Source organism: Emticicia sp. SJ17W-69, assembly GCF_051209875.1.
In the GTDB taxonomy this organism is placed as follows: domain Bacteria; phylum Bacteroidota; class Bacteroidia; order Cytophagales; family Spirosomataceae; genus Emticicia.
Window position 1 is genome coordinate 3,999,414 of sequence record NZ_JBNTQY010000001.1, and the last position, 15,948, is coordinate 4,015,361.

The 15,948-nt window shown below is 35.4% G+C and carries 11 protein-coding genes; 3 read left to right on the top strand and 8 right to left on the bottom strand.

From position 1 onward, the window contains the following. Positions 1–155 precede the first annotated feature (155 nt). From ACQUQZ_RS16085 to ACQUQZ_RS16095, 3 genes are all read left to right on the top strand, one after another. A complete protein-coding gene (locus ACQUQZ_RS16085) occupies positions 156–749 on the top strand; it encodes a DUF1684 domain-containing protein (protein ID WP_435356048.1) in 594 nt (197 codons plus the stop codon). Between the two features lie 182 nt (positions 750–931). Further along, entirely contained in the window at positions 932–1,114 is a 183-nt protein-coding gene (locus tag ACQUQZ_RS16090; protein ID WP_435356049.1) for a transposase, read from the top strand. Between the two features lie 113 nt (positions 1,115–1,227). Beyond that, positions 1,228–3,687: a zinc-dependent metalloprotease gene (locus ACQUQZ_RS16095; protein ID WP_435356050.1), complete on the top strand. Its 2,460-nt coding sequence runs from the start codon at positions 1,228–1,230 to the stop codon at positions 3,685–3,687. Between the two features lie 62 nt (positions 3,688–3,749). Here the strand turns inward: ACQUQZ_RS16095 and ACQUQZ_RS16100 are convergent, their stop codons facing one another. The 8 genes from ACQUQZ_RS16100 to ACQUQZ_RS16135 all read right to left on the bottom strand — a co-directional run bounded on the left by ACQUQZ_RS16100 (position 3,750) and on the right by ACQUQZ_RS16135 (position 15,948). Beyond that, a complete protein-coding gene (locus ACQUQZ_RS16100) occupies positions 3,750–4,556 on the bottom strand; it encodes a DUF3298 and DUF4163 domain-containing protein (RefSeq protein WP_435356051.1) in 807 nt (268 codons plus the stop codon). A 143-nt stretch (positions 4,557–4,699) separates the two neighbouring features. Continuing rightward, on the bottom strand, positions 4,700–6,022 hold the full coding sequence (locus tag ACQUQZ_RS16105) for an alpha-L-fucosidase (protein WP_435356052.1): 1,323 nt from the start codon (positions 6,020–6,022) through the stop codon (positions 4,700–4,702). Between the two features lie 21 nt (positions 6,023–6,043). Further along, positions 6,044–6,781: a class I SAM-dependent methyltransferase gene (locus tag ACQUQZ_RS16110; RefSeq protein WP_435356053.1), complete on the bottom strand. Its 738-nt coding sequence runs from the start codon at positions 6,779–6,781 to the stop codon at positions 6,044–6,046. A gap of 36 nt (positions 6,782–6,817) precedes the next feature. Continuing rightward, positions 6,818–7,231, bottom strand: coding sequence for a DUF1801 domain-containing protein (locus tag ACQUQZ_RS16115; RefSeq protein WP_435356054.1), 414 nt, complete (start codon positions 7,229–7,231; stop codon positions 6,818–6,820). A gap of 325 nt (positions 7,232–7,556) precedes the next feature. Continuing rightward, complete coding sequence (locus tag ACQUQZ_RS16120; RefSeq protein ID WP_435356055.1) at positions 7,557–8,423, bottom strand: transglutaminase family protein; 867 nt, start codon at positions 8,421–8,423, stop codon at positions 7,557–7,559. Next, positions 8,413–10,980 (bottom strand): circularly permuted type 2 ATP-grasp protein, encoded by a 2,568-nt coding sequence (locus tag ACQUQZ_RS16125; protein ID WP_435356056.1) that lies wholly within the window; start codon positions 10,978–10,980, stop codon positions 8,413–8,415. Before ACQUQZ_RS16125 ends, ACQUQZ_RS16120 begins: the two co-directional genes overlap by 11 nt. A 144-nt stretch (positions 10,981–11,124) precedes the next feature. Continuing rightward, positions 11,125–14,529 carry a DUF2126 domain-containing protein gene (locus ACQUQZ_RS16130; RefSeq protein WP_435356057.1) on the bottom strand — a complete coding sequence of 1,135 codons (3,405 nt, stop codon included), beginning with the start codon at positions 14,527–14,529 and terminating at the stop codon, positions 11,125–11,127. A 465-nt stretch (positions 14,530–14,994) separates the two neighbouring features. Beyond that, the gene (locus ACQUQZ_RS16135; protein ID WP_435356058.1) at positions 14,995–15,948 is read right to left on the bottom strand and encodes a TIM barrel protein; all 954 of its coding nucleotides are present in this window, start codon (positions 15,946–15,948) and stop codon (positions 14,995–14,997) included.

Genomic DNA, 15,948 nt, shown 5'->3' on the forward strand with positions numbered 1-15,948 from the left:
ACAGCTTTATTTACATGCTATTATTTCAAAATATTCAAAGATTATATGAATGAAATAATGAAAATTGAGTCTTTGATTTGATTTTCTTAAAAGGTCTAATAGAATATTTACTATCTTAGCAGAGGTTTTGAAATTGTATTAAAATTGTATGATTTATGTTTAAAAACAAATTTATATTATTTACCATAGTTGTCGTCATTATCGGCATTGTATTTTATTCATTGAGTGGTTCGGAAAGCTATGTTGATATTGTCAAAAAACAAAGAGAGACTTTCGAACAAAATTTAAAGGCAGAAAAAGATTCGCCGATTGCTAATTTAAAGGATTTTTCAGGAATTAAGTATTTTGAAGCTGATAAAAGTTTTATCATTGATGCTGATTTTCAGGCAATTGCCTCCTCTGAAAAAGGGATGATTTTGATGACTGATAGCACTCAAAGCGAAATTGAGAAAGTTGGGAACGCAACGTTTTCGATTGATGGTAAATCATTTACAGTAAGCCTTTTTGATGAGGGTGAATTCTTTTTATTGCCGTTCAGAGATTTAACAAGCAGCAAGGAAACTTATGGTGGTGGGCGATTTATCAATATTCCAAAAGATAAATTAAAAGAGAATACAATCGAAATTGATTTTAATAATGCTCATAATTTTTACTGTGCTTATAATGAAAGTTTCATTTGTCCAATTCCTCCGAAAGAAAATTTTATTGCGGCAGAAATCAGGGCTGGAGAAAAAAAATATAAAGAATAAATTATTTCAGTCAGTCTGTGATTGAAATCACCGACTAAGGTAACAAAGGAATGCTTATTATTAGTAACTGTCTGACTTAAGTCAGACAATTAAAAAGTATTTATTCCTTTGTTACCTTAGTCGGCGAATTTATTCGCTGAACTGAGCATAGACGTATTTTTATTGTGTTTAATTTGTAAAAAATGAAACGTAATTACATTGCTCTGCATATTCATTTGATTTGGACAACTAAAAATAGGCAGCCATTATTAGAAGCAAAGATTCGCTATCCGTTGTTAGAGCATATTCGAGAGATTGCGATTGTCAAGGGGATAAAAATAAGAATTATTATTGGAGTAATATCAGTGATTGAAATCACCGACTAAGGGAACAAAGGAATGATTTATTTATGATTTAAAGCATAAATAAATATCCTTTTCTGCCTTAATTGAAAATATAGTACCAATCATTTTCATCAAACTAAAAACCATAAAAGCAAATGAAAAAACACTTTATCAAAACTTTTATCTTACTATTTATCACCACTTTAACTTTTTCGCAAGAGTTAAAGACCATCGAAGCCTTTACAGCAGGAATGGAAAAAAAAGAGGGATTCTTAAACTATTATTGGAATGCCAAAGAAGGAAAAATATGGCTTGAAATTGATAAATTCGATACTGAATTATTATATTATCCATCGTTGGCTCAAGGCGTAGGTTCAAATGATATTGGACTTGATCGAGGTCGTTTGGGACAAGAACATGTGGTGAAATTTCAGCGTTCAGGCAATAAAGTTTTAATGATTGAGCCAAATTATGCTTATCGAGCTATTTCAAATGACCCTTTAGAAAAACGTGCAGTTGAAGAATCTTTTGCTAAGTCTGTTCATTTTGGATTTGAAATAAAAGCCGAAAGTAATAGTAAAGTTTTGGTTGATTTGACGCCTTTTTTATTGCAAGATGCCGTGGGTGCAGCACAAGATATCGCTCGTACTCGACAAGGTTCCTATCGTTTGGATGCTTCAAGAAGTGTGGTTTATTTGCCACATTCTAAAAGTTTTCCTAAAAATACTGAGTTCGAAACAATCATTACACTCACTGGCGAAAATGCAGGACAATATTTGAGAGAAGTAGTGCCTACACCTTCGATTGTGACAATGCACCAACATCATTCTTTTGTAGAATTACCAGATTTAACAAAAAATGAGTTCAAAGCCAGAGAATTTGACCCAAGAATTGGCTATGGTGGCATTGAATATTTCGATTATGCAACGCCTATCAGTGAGCCAATTATGAAGCGTTATATCTCTCGTCATCGTTTGAAGAAAAAAGACCCAACTTCAATCATGAGCGAAGCTGTTCAACCGATTATTTATTACATGGACCCAGGTGCTCCCGAACCTATTCGTTCAGCATTAATGGAAGGAGCTTCATGGTGGAATCAGGCTTATGAAGCTGCTGGTTATAAAAATGCTTTTCAGGTAAAATTATTACCTGCTGATGCCGACCCTATGGATATTCGTTATAACCTCATTCAATGGGTACATCGCAGCACACGTGGATGGTCGTATGGGGCAAGTATTATTGACCCACGCACAGGAGAAATTTTGAAAGGAAAGGTTACTTTAGGTTCATTAAGGGTTCGTCAAGATTTTTTGATTGCTCAAGGTTTTCTTGGAAATTATGAAACAGATTCATCAAAAGTAAAGGAAATTACCCAAATGTCGATTGACCGATTGAAGCAATTAGCTGCTCATGAAGTGGGTCATACCTTAGGTCTGCCACATAATTACATTTCGAGTACCGAAGGCCGAGCTTCTGTAATGGATTATCCACACCCTTTGGTTGATTATGCTAATGGTAAATTTGATCTTTCTCGTGCCTATGCTATGGGAATAGGCGATTATGATAAAGCGTCAATCACTTGGGGTTACCAAGATTTCCCTTCAAGTGTCAATGAAAAAGCAGAATTAGAAAAAATTGTACAAAATACGCTCCGCAAAGGTTTACGCTTTTTGACCGATCAAGATGCTCGTCCAGAAGGTTCTGTAAGTCCAACAACACACTTATGGGATAATGGAGCTGACCCAATTGCTGAGTTAAAAAGAGTAATGGAATTACGTAGAATTGCCTTGAAAGAATTTACAGAAAAGAGAATTACAAAGGCTACGCCAATGGCCAATTTGGAAGAAGTTTTAGTGCCAATGTATATGTTTCATCGTTTTCAAACTGAAGCTACTGCCAAAGTCTTAGGTGGAGCAGATTATAATTTTGCATTGCGTGGGGATGGACAAATGGTCTATGAACCTGTACCAGCAATTAAACAACGTGAAGCTTTTAATACACTTATGAGTACGCTTTCTCCTGAGTTTTTGGCCGTTCCTGACCATATTTTAAAATTGATTCCACCAAGAGCATTCCGATATGACCCTAATCCAAGAGAAACTTTTAAACGTCATACTGGGCTTGCTTTTGACCCATTGGCTCCTGCTGAAGCAGCAGCAGGTTTGACTTTGAGATTAATCTTAAATCCTGAACGTTGTTCGAGGTTGATTAGCCAAAAAGTATTAAAAGCTGATTTGCCAACTTTTGCTGAAATTTCGAGTGAAATGACCAAAAGATTATGGAAAAAAGCAGCAATGTTTAGCAATAACAGCTATTATGCTCAAATTGATAGAATGGTAGCTATGCAGTATCTTGACCATTTAATGAAACTCGCTAATAATAAAGAAGTAACAATGGATGTGAGATCTAATGCGTATGGAGCGATTGATGATATTAAAAATTGGATAAAATCTTCAAATGTTGATGGTGCGGGCTTCGCTCGTTTGACTTTGTTGAAAATAACACAATTTGAAGAAAATCCTGAAGCAACAATTTCTTCTAATGCACTTACACCGCCAGACGGTCAGCCAATTGACTCTGGTTATGATTGGTTAGAGGTTGATTGTGAATGGTAAGTCTCAAAAACGAAAAAGCGTTCAGAACAAAATTCTGAACGCTTTTTCGTTTCAATTCCAATTTACCTAATTTCTTTCTTTGCAATTGCTCCTAATTCTTCCCAAGTTAAATCAAATGAAATCGGGCCAAGTGCGTAAGCCGCTGCCTCATAAGGATTATACATAAACAATAAACCTGTTTTTGTTACTGCAATATTGGCGGGTAAGAAAAATGGATTACCCCAAAAATAATCCGATTTGTTAAATTCAAAGTCATTGTCTTTAGCGAATATTTTTTGTGTTTTTTCAAATTTTAACTCAGCTATTTTCTTCAAAGCTGTTGTATCCGAAACAATATCTGTTAGTTTCAATAAATCTCCCGTTTGTGCATTGAAATTCAAGTACGAAATATTTGAATTACCATGAGCTCCGCCAGTAAATGAATAAACTTGGTAATAAATAGAAATAACTTTTGGCGAAATCAAAAGAGTATCACCTGACCCATCAAATTCCCACCCCATTGATGGCATATCTTCATTTTCTTTGGTAAAGTCTTCGTATTCTTTTAAAAATCCTTGAGCAAGTGACTCCACCGAGCCAGATTTTGTTGTGGCGACGGTATCCTCCATACTAAACATTTGATTTTTAACTAATTGTTCAATCTGAGCATTGATTTTTGTCATCACGGCCTCATCACCACCTGAAAGTTTTGGATAGTTGATGGAAATCTTGGAAATTGTAGTATCACCTTCTTTCGAAATTTGGGGTTGAGTTGCCAGTTTATAAGTAACACTATCGACTTTAATAATTGCAGCAGTTTGTGTCTCTTTGTTGCTTTGGCAAGCCATAAAAACACTTGAGCATAAAAATAATAGGAGGAGTTTTTTCATTATTATCTGTTTAATTGGGTTTAAATCCAAAAGTATTATTTTTTTGTGTGATTTAGGAAATAATTGTAGCACAATTTTCCAAATTGTGTTCCATAAAATGGCAGAATTTAGAAAATTGTGCTACAAAATCTCTAACGAGAGTATCAATCAGGCACATTAAATAATTCTACTTTTGAAATAATTGGTTTAGCCAAAGCCTCTTCAAAAACGATTCTCAGTTCTTTAGAAGTTGTTTTTTCAAAATAAACAATTCTTTTGTGACTAATCGTAGTGGCTGTGGCGATATTTTTCCATGAGCCATCTTCTTTTACTTGTACTGAAAACTTCTTCACTCTCTGTCCATATTTGATGTCCTCTTGTATAACCACACAATTGAAAGTCTGAGGTTTTGTGAGTGTAATATCATAAGAATCTTGGCTTAAACGCATGGTAAAAGTACCCGCTGTCAATAAATTTTTCTTGAAGTATTCATTTCTTAGTTTTTTAAAATCCATCAAGGCTTTTTCATCATTTTCATGAATCAAACCACGATAATCAACAGGAATATTCAACAAAAGATTAGAACCACGTCCAACTGATTTATTCCAAATATTCATCAAATCTTTATCAGATTTTACTTTATTATCTTCATTTTTATGATAAAACCAACCTGGACGAATCGAAACATCGCATTCCGCAGGAATCCAATGTGTACCGTTTTCATCTCCTACATTGAGATGGGCAGGTTTATCATAAGCAGGAAAAAGTTGATTTCCATTAATAGTTGCCCAACAAGTTTCACCTGCAAAACCATTTTCATTGCCTACCCAACGAATATCAGGCCCCGCATCGCTAAAAATCAAAGCATGAGGTTGGTAAGTTTTGACAGTTTTATTGAAAAGTGGAAAATCATATACTTGTTTTTTGCCATTTGGGCCTTCTCCATTAGCTCCATCAAACCAAACTTCAAATAAGTCACCATACTGCGTAGTTACTTCTTTCAGCATATTCACATATACTTGATTATATTCGGGCGTGCCATAAGCTGGATGATTTCTATCCCAAGGAGATATATAAATCCCCATTTTTAAACCATACTCCTTACAAGCTGCTGAAAGCTCTTTCAAAACATCTCCTTTACCATCTTTCCATTTCGATTCTCTCACGGTATGTTTTGAATATTTACTGGGGTACAATGCAAAACCATCGTGGTGTTTTGCAGTAATGATGATCCCTTTCATACCCGCTGCTTTACAAATTCTCGCCCATTGACGACAGTCCAATTGCGTAGGATTAAAAATTTCTTCCTTTTCTGTGCCATCACCCCATTCTTTATCTGTAAACGCATTAGGGCCGAAGTGAATAAAAGCATAATATTCCATATTGTGCCATTTTACTTGGTCGGCTGTGGGAGTTGCTCCATAAGGTTTTGGTGTTTGGGCAAAAGCTAAATTTGCTAAAAAGCAAAAGAGAATGATTCTTTTCATGAATGAATTTATTGTTTTGTTCTATTTAGATGCTGAAAAGCCAATCAAAGGTGGATCGTTAAAAAAAACGTCCCAATAGTCTGTTTCTCTTACTTTTTCGTCCAAAAATGGGCCTTCCCATTGGAAATTTTTGAACCCTGCTGCTAAAAAGCAAGCTTCGTAAGTTTGAGGACTTAGGTAATAATTATTAAAACTAAACTCTTTACCATCTGGATTATAAATAATATACTTCACAAAGTCACCCTCTTCTCGGTTTATGGTACTCTCTTTGATAAAACCATACTCTTTGTAAGTAGCATAATTTTCCAAATTATTCATTGGGTTATCATTAAATCCGAAGAGTTTTCCCTTAGGTTTTAAATTGATGTATATAGATTCACACATCTGCAATAATTCTTCCTTATTACGAGCATAATTCAAAAGATACATACACATTACCATATCAAAGTCTCCAATTTTTCCCAAATTTAGAGCATCATTTACTAAATATTGGCATCCAATTGGATTTTTTCTTTCCTCAGCTTCTGCCAATTTTATCATTTCTGAGGATAAATCAACACCAACAATGGCTGATGCACCTAATTGCTTTATTTTTCGTGTGTAAATACCTTCTCCACAAGCCAAGTCTAATACTTGTTTACCAGAAACATCGCCTGCTAATTTTAAAAGAGTAAATTCTTCAACATATTTTCTAAAACCCAATTGTTTCGATTTTTTGTATTGCTCGGCAATTTTGTCGTAAGAATTATCGTCGTTCATAGCTTTTGTAATTTATGAATATGAAAAATGAGCTAATTATCTATCTACTAATGCCAACCATTGGTTGATAATGTTTCGCAAGCTTTGCTCCTTAGATTTGACATCAGCCATATCTTTGAAGATTACCAATCTTCTTCCATCACTATAATCACCCTCCAAAAAACCTGAGATATCATTTATTTTTGCCCCACTTGGAAAAACCAACATGATTCTGTTTTTGTGAAGATTCAATACAATTATTTCTCTCTTATATTCTTTCGGGTTAAATGGTTTCATTTCTCCGGTATAGTAAAAACTTGGATTATTCCACTTGATTCTTTCGCCAATTTCGGTATTTGTGCTTAAAATAATTTGTCTAATGGCTTCGATGATTTTACCGAATTCAGGTTGAAGTTTAGCAATGTGTTGGCTTACTTGTTCTAGGTCAGAGAGTTTTGTTGAGGTTGCCATGTTTTATTATTTTTAATATTTTAAAACATAGATAATGTTTTTTTGATTGATTATCAAATTTCAAATCGTTTATGGGTAGAGACGCAATGCATTGCGTCTATTGTCGCACCTATTTTCCTATTTGAATTTCCGCCCCAAATTTTAATAAATTGATTTGTTTCATCGTTGGTAGAGACGCAATGCATTGCGTCTATTGTCGCACCTATTTTCCTATTTGAATTTCCGCCCCAAATTTTAATAAAATTGATTTGTTTCATCGTTGGAGGAGACGCAATACATTGCGTCTCTACGGTACGTATATGTTGTGTTTTTTTATAAAAAAACATTAAACTGCAACCACATCTACTTCAACGCTTACTTTGTGTTCGCCCGAACTAAAAATGATTCCTTTCAAAGGTGCAACATCGGCATAATCTCTTCCATAAGCAGTAATAATATGTCTTTCTTGTGGAATTATATTATTGGTTGGGTCAAATTCACACCAACCCATATTAGGAATATAGACTGAAATCCAAGCATGAGAGGCATCCGAGCCTTGTAGTTTTTGCTTTCCTTTTGGAGGAATTGTTTCGAGATAACCACTCATATAACGTGCAGCCAAACCCATACTACGTAAACAAGCAATAGCTAAATGTGAGAAGTCTTGACAAACACCTTTCCTTTCTTTCAGTACAGTTTTGAGCGGGGTATTGACACTTGTAAAACCAGATTTGAATTGAAATTCAGTAAAAATTTTGGTTGATAATTGCTTGACCCCCTCAAAAAGTGATGTATTAGGTTGGAGACAGGTTTGGGCAAATGACCTTATTTCTTCATCCCAATCTATAAAATGACTGGGCAATTGGTATTGCAATAATTCTATTTTTAAATCTTGATTTGTACTGAATAATTTGGCAGCGTCACCACAAGAAATTGTGCTAATTGGTGGTAAGACTTTAGGTAATACTTCTATATCACTAGTTGCCACAACTTTCAAAATATTGTGAGATTCATGTAAAGAAAAATAGCATTGAGTATTCCCAAAATAATCAACTCTGGAATAAACTTTGGTTGGACTTGGCTCAATTGTCAAATCAAAACTGTGACAAATTTGCGTAGGTAACGTTCGAGGTTGCAAACATAGCACACTCTGGTAATTATCAACAGAATTGACATAAGTATAGATGGTTTGATGCCTTAGCTTATATCTCATCAGAATTTATTTTTTCTATTGTGTCTAAAAAAGAATGCTGAATAACTGAATGATTAAAATACAAACTTGTAAGATTACTCGTGACATTTGCAATAAGACCAAAAACTTGTTCTAATGTTTGGTCTAATTCAGCTCTATATTGATTTTCTTCGTCTGCTTTTATTAAATTTTCAGCATCCATTAATTTTATTTTAGTACTTGCTTCTAAAACAGTTTTTTCTGCTAAATTCAAACGATTTGGATCAATACTTTTTGGCAATTTAGATAAACAATTGGACAAAGTATCTAATAAGTATGAAAGTGTATAAGGTAGGTTTTTCTCTAAGAAAATCATGTTTAAAACTGCCACCAAATTCAAATGTGACTTGTAAATATTACGATACTGAGCCAATAAATGGTGGTTTTCTAATACAGCCTCCATCAATACATTTTCTACCTCATCATTGTTTTTGAAGCTAAATGATGAGCGTAAAATTGAAATGAGCGATAAAATTCGTTCGATATTTTTTCCTGCTTCCCAAAGATAAAATCCATTGTCACGAGGTAATGTTTCGAAGATATTTCCATAAAAAGCAAAGAGTCGAGTATAAAGCATGTCAAGTCCATGATTGACATGATTGAGGCTGCTTGAATTAGAATCTTTGAGTGTATGAAGGCTATCTTCTAATAAATTAATGATGCGGCGAGTATCGTGATTCCATTTTTCACTTATTTGGTTGATCGTATTGACTAATGACCTAATATTATAGGCTACTGAACCTCTTTTCTTGGAATCACTGATTAATGTCAAAAGTTCGGCATTTGGATTTTCAAAAATTAATTCATCATTTTCTTCAGTAAATCCAGGATAGGTCAAAGTAAGGTGCGTAAGCGATTTGAGTAAAACAATTAAATATTCAGGTTGCTTATGACCTTTATAATTGACATTTTCATTGAGGCGATTCAAAATGATTTTCAAAAAACTCGTCAATGCCATTGTTCGCTCGCCCAGCCTACCTACCCAAAAAAGATTCTCAGCATTGCGACTGGTTAGTGAATTACTGTGTTGGTTATTTGTACTTTTACGTACAACAATTCGCTCATAATACTCATTGGGCGTATCAGTTACAATCCAAGTATCTTTTGATAATCCACCTAATTGATTAGAAATGACAAATTTGTCTTTTACTGGTGAACTGCGTGTAAGTCCGCCTTGCATCACTTTGTAATCATTTCCATCTGAAACCAAGAAAGCTCTAATAGCTGCAAATCTTGGCACCAATTTCCCATCAATAAGCGAAGGTGTGGTTGATAAACTCACTTCCTGTTGAGCCACAAAATCCTTTGGACTTCTACGAATGATATTTTGTAGTTCTACAATTTGTTCTCTATTGAGCATTCGTCCATAGATGGAGCGAAAACCTTGTTTACGATTAGCTTTTTTGATGATTAATTTGGGTAAATTATTCAAAACATAGTCTAATTCTTTTGCTTGTCCACACCACCAAGTTGCTACTGAATTCATCAATAATGGTTCATCCAACAAAAATTTACACGCATTTTGCATGAATGCCATCAAACCATAGTTTTCGACAACGCTTGTACCTGGGGGATTTAATACTGCTACATTTCCCAATCGCATCACTTGCAATAAGCCTGGTACTCCCAAAAGTGAGTCTTCTTTGAGTTCGAGTGGGTCGCACCATTCATCATCTACACGTCTGATAATTACATCAACTCGCTCTAATTGGTCAATTGATTTTAGCCAAACAAAGCCATCTCTTACTAATAGATCACTCCCTTGAACAAGTGTATAGCCTAAATAAGAAGACAAATAGACATGCTCAAAATAAGTTTCATTTCCTGGGCCAGGGGTTAGGAAAACTACATTGGGATTTTCGTTGGAAATATTGCCAAGTGTCGCAACAGTTTGTTGTAAATGATTAAAATAAGGTGAAAGTTTACTGCGATAAATATTTTTATTGAGTTCTGGAAATACTTTTGCCATCACGGTTCTATTTTCGAGAGCATAGCCCGAACCAGAAGGAGATTGGGTACGGTTATCCAAAAGCCACATTTTTCCATCAGGGCCTCGTGCCATATCACAAGCATACAAAAGTAATTGATTTTGTAATTTTTGTTTAATATCAGTACAAGGAAGAGAAAAACCAGCGTTATCAAATACTAATTCGGCAGGAATAATTGATTTTTTGATTAATAACTGAGGGCCGTAAATATCTTTTAGAATCAAATCTAACAAATGAGCTCTTTGTTTGAGACCTTTTTCAATACTTTGCCATTCTTTTTGATGAATCAAGAACGGAATTGGGTCGAGTTTCCAAGGCCGATTCATGGCATTGTTCGACTCATAAACATTATAAGTTACACCATTTTCTTTAAGCTTATTGATAATTTCTTGATTTCTCAATTCTAATTCAGTCATCCCGACTGACTCTAGCGTATCAAAAAGGCTTTGCCAATAAGGTTTTACCTGACCATTTTGGTCGATTACTTCATCATAAGAATTGATAGCTTTTTTGTATGAATCGAGCAGTCTCAAAGATATATCTTTCGTCATTTGTTGATTTTATAGGGGAATAGCTCCTGTTTAGCAAAAATAGTTGTTTTTAACTGGAAAAACCCAATAAAATCTTGAATTTAGCTTAAAACTTAATGGTCAAGTGGTCTAAGTATTTCTACTCAAAACCACTTGACATCATTTTTATTTTTTTGCAACCCAATAATGCCGTAAATCAAGTGTACTCGGATATTCAGGATTGACCAATTCAATTGGTGTATCTGGCTTGAGGTCTGATTTATTTTGAGCCACAAATCTCGAAACTGTTGGCGTATTAATCACTGGTGCTGTTTGCTCAATTGTACTCGATGGCGTATGTCCAAAATCCCAGAAACGGCTAATTTTTCGAGACTCCGCTTCATAACTATTGACAGGATAAGTATCAAAACTTCTACCACCGGGGTGTGAAACAAAATAAGTACAACCACCTAAAACTCTGTCATTCCAGGTATCAACAATATCAAAAACTAAAGGAACATCAACTCCAATATTAGGATGTAATGCAGAAGGTGGATTCCATGCTTTGTAACGAATTCCTGCTACATATTCGCCTTTTGTCCCAGTACTTCGGAGCGGAATTCGACAACCTTTACATAATAAAATATGGCGTTCAGGAATGATTCCAGAAACTTTTACTTGTAATCTTTCGAGCGATGAATCAACAAATCGAGCTGTTCCAGAATTAGATAATTCTTCACCCAAAACGTGCCACGGTTCAATGCCCAGACGAATTTCTAATTGGATATTATCAACAGTAATACCTCCATGATGCGGGAATCTAAACTCAAAGAATGGATCGAACCATGAAATATCAAAGTCATAACCTGCATCTTTTAAGTCATTCACCACATCAACCATATCTAAATAAGCAAAATGCGGCAGCAAAAACTTATCATGCAGCTCAGTTCCCCATCTAATCAGTTTTTTCTTGTAAGGATTTTTCCAGAATTTAGCTACTAATGCACGCACCAATAAAGTTTGCACCAAATTCATGTGCTTGTGAGGTGGCATATCAAATGCCCTCAGCTCCAAAATCCCCAAACGCCCTGTTGACGAATCAGGTGAATATAATTTGTCTATACAAAATTCGGTACGGTGTGTATTTCCTGTAATATCTGTTAATAAATTTCTGAAAATTCTATCAACCATCCAGAAAGGCACTTCTTTATCTTCTGGAATTTGCTCGAAAGCGATTTCCATTTCATAAAGACGTTCATCACGCCCTTCATCAATTCGAGGAGCTTGACTTGTTGGTCCAATAAATGGCCCAGCAAAAAGGTAACTTAAAGCAGGATGATGCTGCCAATAGGTAATCAAACTACGCAATAAGTCTGGTCTTCTTAGAAGGGGACTATCTTCAGGTTTTGATGCTCCAATGGTTACGTGATTACCTCCACCTGTGCCAGTGTGTCTTCCATCTACCATGAATTTATCAGTACCTAAGCGAGCAAAAAATGCTTCTTCATACAAAGCTGTTGTATTATCAACAATTTCTTGCCAAGATTTAGCTGGATGCACATTCACTTCAATTACACCAGGATCAGGTGTAACCATCATTTTTTCAATTCTATAATCAGATTTTGGTTGATACCCTTCGATTCTAACTGGCATTTGTAGCTTTTCAGCCGTAGATTCTACCGAAGCAACCAAATCAAGATAAGTTTCTAAATAATCAGTTGGAGGAAGGAAAACATAAATTATTCCATCTCGTTCTTCAACACAAAGTGCTGTGGCAAAGGTATCAATTTCAAAAAGTAAGTTTTCTTTTTCTTCACTTTCCTCCGCTTCTACTTTTTTCTTTTCTGGAGATTTATATGAAGCAGATACAGAACCATATCTCTCTTCGACCGTTTGAGCATAATCTCCCAAAGGAGGTAATTCTTCAAACAAACTTCTATCAACAGGATGCTCACGTTTGAGTTTTGAAGTTTTAGGTAAAGAGTCTAAAGGCAAACGCAATCCAATTGGTGAATTTCCTGGAATCAAATAACATTGTTGGCGACGGAATTCCCAAACACAACTTGTCCAATTGGCTGATTCATGCACCCATTTCAGAGGCAAAACAAAGCCAGAAGGATTATTTAAGCCTTTTTCTAAGAGTTTTGCTAAAGTATGTCGCTGGATTGAATCTTTTAGATTAACGGCTAAAGGATCAAGATTGACAGGCAATTTACCTTCTTCTAAAGCCCAGTAGATTGGGTCTTCATAGGTCGGTGTTATATTTTTTATGTCAATTCCCAAATACTTAGTTAGTTCAATCGCAAAGCGTTCGGCATCGTGGAATGTAAATTTGGTTTCTCCCTCTTTGGCAACCAATTCATCATTCTTCCATATCGGAAGACCATCTTTTCTCCAATAAAGTGCATATTGCCAACGTGGGAATAATTCACCAGGATACCATTTACCTTGTCCAAAATGTAGTAAGCCACCATGTGCAAAACGTTGTTTTAGGCGAAGTGCCAAATCATAAGCAAGTTTTCTTTTGAGTGGGCCATCGGCAGTTGAATTCCATTCGGGCGATTCAAAATCATCAATCGAAACAAACGTTGGTTCGCCACCCATTGTAAGTCTTACATCGCCTTCGATTAAGTCTTTTTCCACTACATTTCCTACTTCCATCACCTTATACCATTGTTTCTCTGAATATGGTTTAGTCACTCGTGGATCTTCATGGATACGAAAAACACTATTATCAAACTCAAAAGTGACATTACAAACATCTGTTGCTCCTGTAATTGGTGCTGCACTGGCATAATCAGGTGTACAGCTCAGTGGAATATGTCCTTCGCTTGCAAAAAGTCCAGATGTTGGGTCAAGACCTATCCAACCTGCACCTGGCACGTAAGTTTCTACCCAAGCGTGTAAATCAGTGAAGTCTTTTTCAGGACCAGATGGGCCATCTAAAGATTTTACATCAGATGTAAGTTGAACCAAATATCCAGAAACGAATCTGGTAGCTAAACCAAAACTACGTAAAACTTGAACCAATAGCCATGCAAAATCTCGGCAAGAGCCACTCCCAAGTGTCAAAGTTTCTTCGCAATTCTGAACACCGGTTTCTAAACGGATATTATATTTGAGAGCATTATAAACCTGCTGATTGGCATAAACCAAAAAATCAACAGTATTAATGCCTTCCTTGATTGACATTTGTTCAATAAAATGCTTCGTTTTTTCGCCAATATCTTTTGTTTCTAAATACGGCACAAGCTCTTTTTGAAGAGTCGTTTCATATTTAAAAGGAAATTTTTCAGCATACTCTTCTACGAAAAAATCAAAAGGATTAATTACTTGTAATTTAGCAATCACTTCAACTTCGATGCGTAGTTCGGTGGCTTTATCAGGAAAAACAACCCTTGCTTGATAATTACCGAAAGGGTCTTGTTGCCAATTAATAAAATGGTTTTCAGGGAAAATTTTGAAAGAGTAACCCTCAATTTGCGTCCGAGAATGGGCAGCAGGTCTTAATCGAAAGATATGAGGCGACAAACTAACACTCCTATCAAATTTATAGGCTGTTTTATGAGAAATGGCAACTTTTATAGACATAGTGTATTTTAGAAACTTAGAATCAACTATGTAAATATTAAGAAAAAAACAGAAATTTTATAGCAGTTTATAATAAAAATCCAAAAAACCTTGAAAAATAACATTTTTGAATAGATTAATACAAAAATCATTGGTGGCCTGCCTTTCATCTGTTTGTTGTGGTAGAGACGCTATGCATGGCGTCTCTACCGTGCGTTATTGGTATTAAACCTATCATCTTCCCAATTCAATATATTATCGGCAATATAATTTTGTATTCCCTCAAATGATTGCGTATCTCGAATGATAGCGAGTTTGCCAATTAAAATCTCTATTCCCTATTTTTCGTGGGTATGTTGTAACAGATGATTTGAAGCCACGTACAATTGAGGCTAAATTTTTTGACTGTGGAGCAAATTTGTTGCCATTATTGATTGTAGAGACGCCATGCATGGCGTCTCTACGTTGAATTTGATTATTTTTAAATCATGCACCTACTGCCTTTGCCACTGATGCCTTCATTTTTTCGAGGCCGATTTTGGCAGCATCTAAAGGTTTCATTTTCCAGTATTCTTCATTGAAAACTTCCAAAGAAAGCACAATTGGTGTGTTTTTTTTATTCAAAATCTGAAATATTTGGTCCAGTGGAGCCACGCCATCACCAGGGAAAACCCGATAACTGTCATTAATTACCTCTTTTGATACATTTGCAGGATAGTCATTCACATGAAACATCTGCATACATTCTCCATTCAGCATTTTTAAAGCATTAAAATCAGAGCCACCTTTAAATAAATGGTAAACATCGGATAATACAACTGCTTTTGGATGCCCACTTTCAGAAGCTACAAATAAGGCTTCGCCAAAAAGATGGAGATTTGCCGAAAACCCCCACATTTCTAATTGTGGTAAAACACCCATTTCGTCACCTAAATCGAGCATTTGACGATATCTTGCTGCTGCGTTTTGGAGGTTGATTCCTGACTTGTTAGTTGCTCCAAAAGGTGGAGCTGCTATGCGTTTACAACCAATTTCTGCCAACATTCCCATTTCTCGTTTAGTTTGGTCGAGAGCTTTAGCACGTTGATTCGGGTCATCCACTATCCAAGAAGCAAAACCAATAGCATCTTCGATGGTGATACCTAAATCTTTGGCTCTTTGTTTGACATCCTTTAAACTTCCACCCTTTGCAACATATTCTTCTAAAGTATTTATCCAAATTTCGATAGCATCATAACCTGCTTTCGCTGCAGTTTCGATTTCAGCAATCAAACCAATTTTTTGCTTACGAATAGTGCTGGTATTCAAACAAAAAGTAAAATTATGCTTCGCTGTATTTTGTGGCTTAGCTATGACATTTTCGACTCCAAGAGCCAAACCCGCTCCGACTGTCAATGATGATTTTAGAAGATTTCTACGAGAAATATTGGAAGATTTCAT

Coding starts and splice junctions, on each gene's coding strand:
- ACQUQZ_RS16120 (WP_435356055.1), bottom strand. CDS start 8,423: ATGAGATATAAGCTAAGGCATCAAACCATCTATACTTATGTCAATTCT.
- ACQUQZ_RS16105 (WP_435356052.1), bottom strand. CDS start 6,022: ATGAAAAGAATCATTCTCTTTTGCTTTTTAGCAAATTTAGCTTTTGCC.
- ACQUQZ_RS16090 (WP_435356049.1), top strand. CDS start 932: ATGAAACGTAATTACATTGCTCTGCATATTCATTTGATTTGGACAACT.
- ACQUQZ_RS16085 (WP_435356048.1), top strand. CDS start 156: ATGTTTAAAAACAAATTTATATTATTTACCATAGTTGTCGTCATTATC.
- ACQUQZ_RS16130 (WP_435356057.1), bottom strand. CDS start 14,529: ATGTCTATAAAAGTTGCCATTTCTCATAAAACAGCCTATAAATTTGAT.
- ACQUQZ_RS16100 (WP_435356051.1), bottom strand. CDS start 4,556: ATGAAAAAACTCCTCCTATTATTTTTATGCTCAAGTGTTTTTATGGCT.
- ACQUQZ_RS16125 (WP_435356056.1), bottom strand. CDS start 10,980: ATGACGAAAGATATATCTTTGAGACTGCTCGATTCATACAAAAAAGCT.
- ACQUQZ_RS16095 (WP_435356050.1), top strand. CDS start 1,228: ATGAAAAAACACTTTATCAAAACTTTTATCTTACTATTTATCACCACT.
- ACQUQZ_RS16135 (WP_435356058.1), bottom strand. CDS start 15,948: ATGAAATCTTCCAATATTTCTCGTAGAAATCTTCTAAAATCATCATTG.
- ACQUQZ_RS16110 (WP_435356053.1), bottom strand. CDS start 6,781: ATGAACGACGATAATTCTTACGACAAAATTGCCGAGCAATACAAAAAA.
- ACQUQZ_RS16115 (WP_435356054.1), bottom strand. CDS start 7,231: ATGGCAACCTCAACAAAACTCTCTGACCTAGAACAAGTAAGCCAACAC.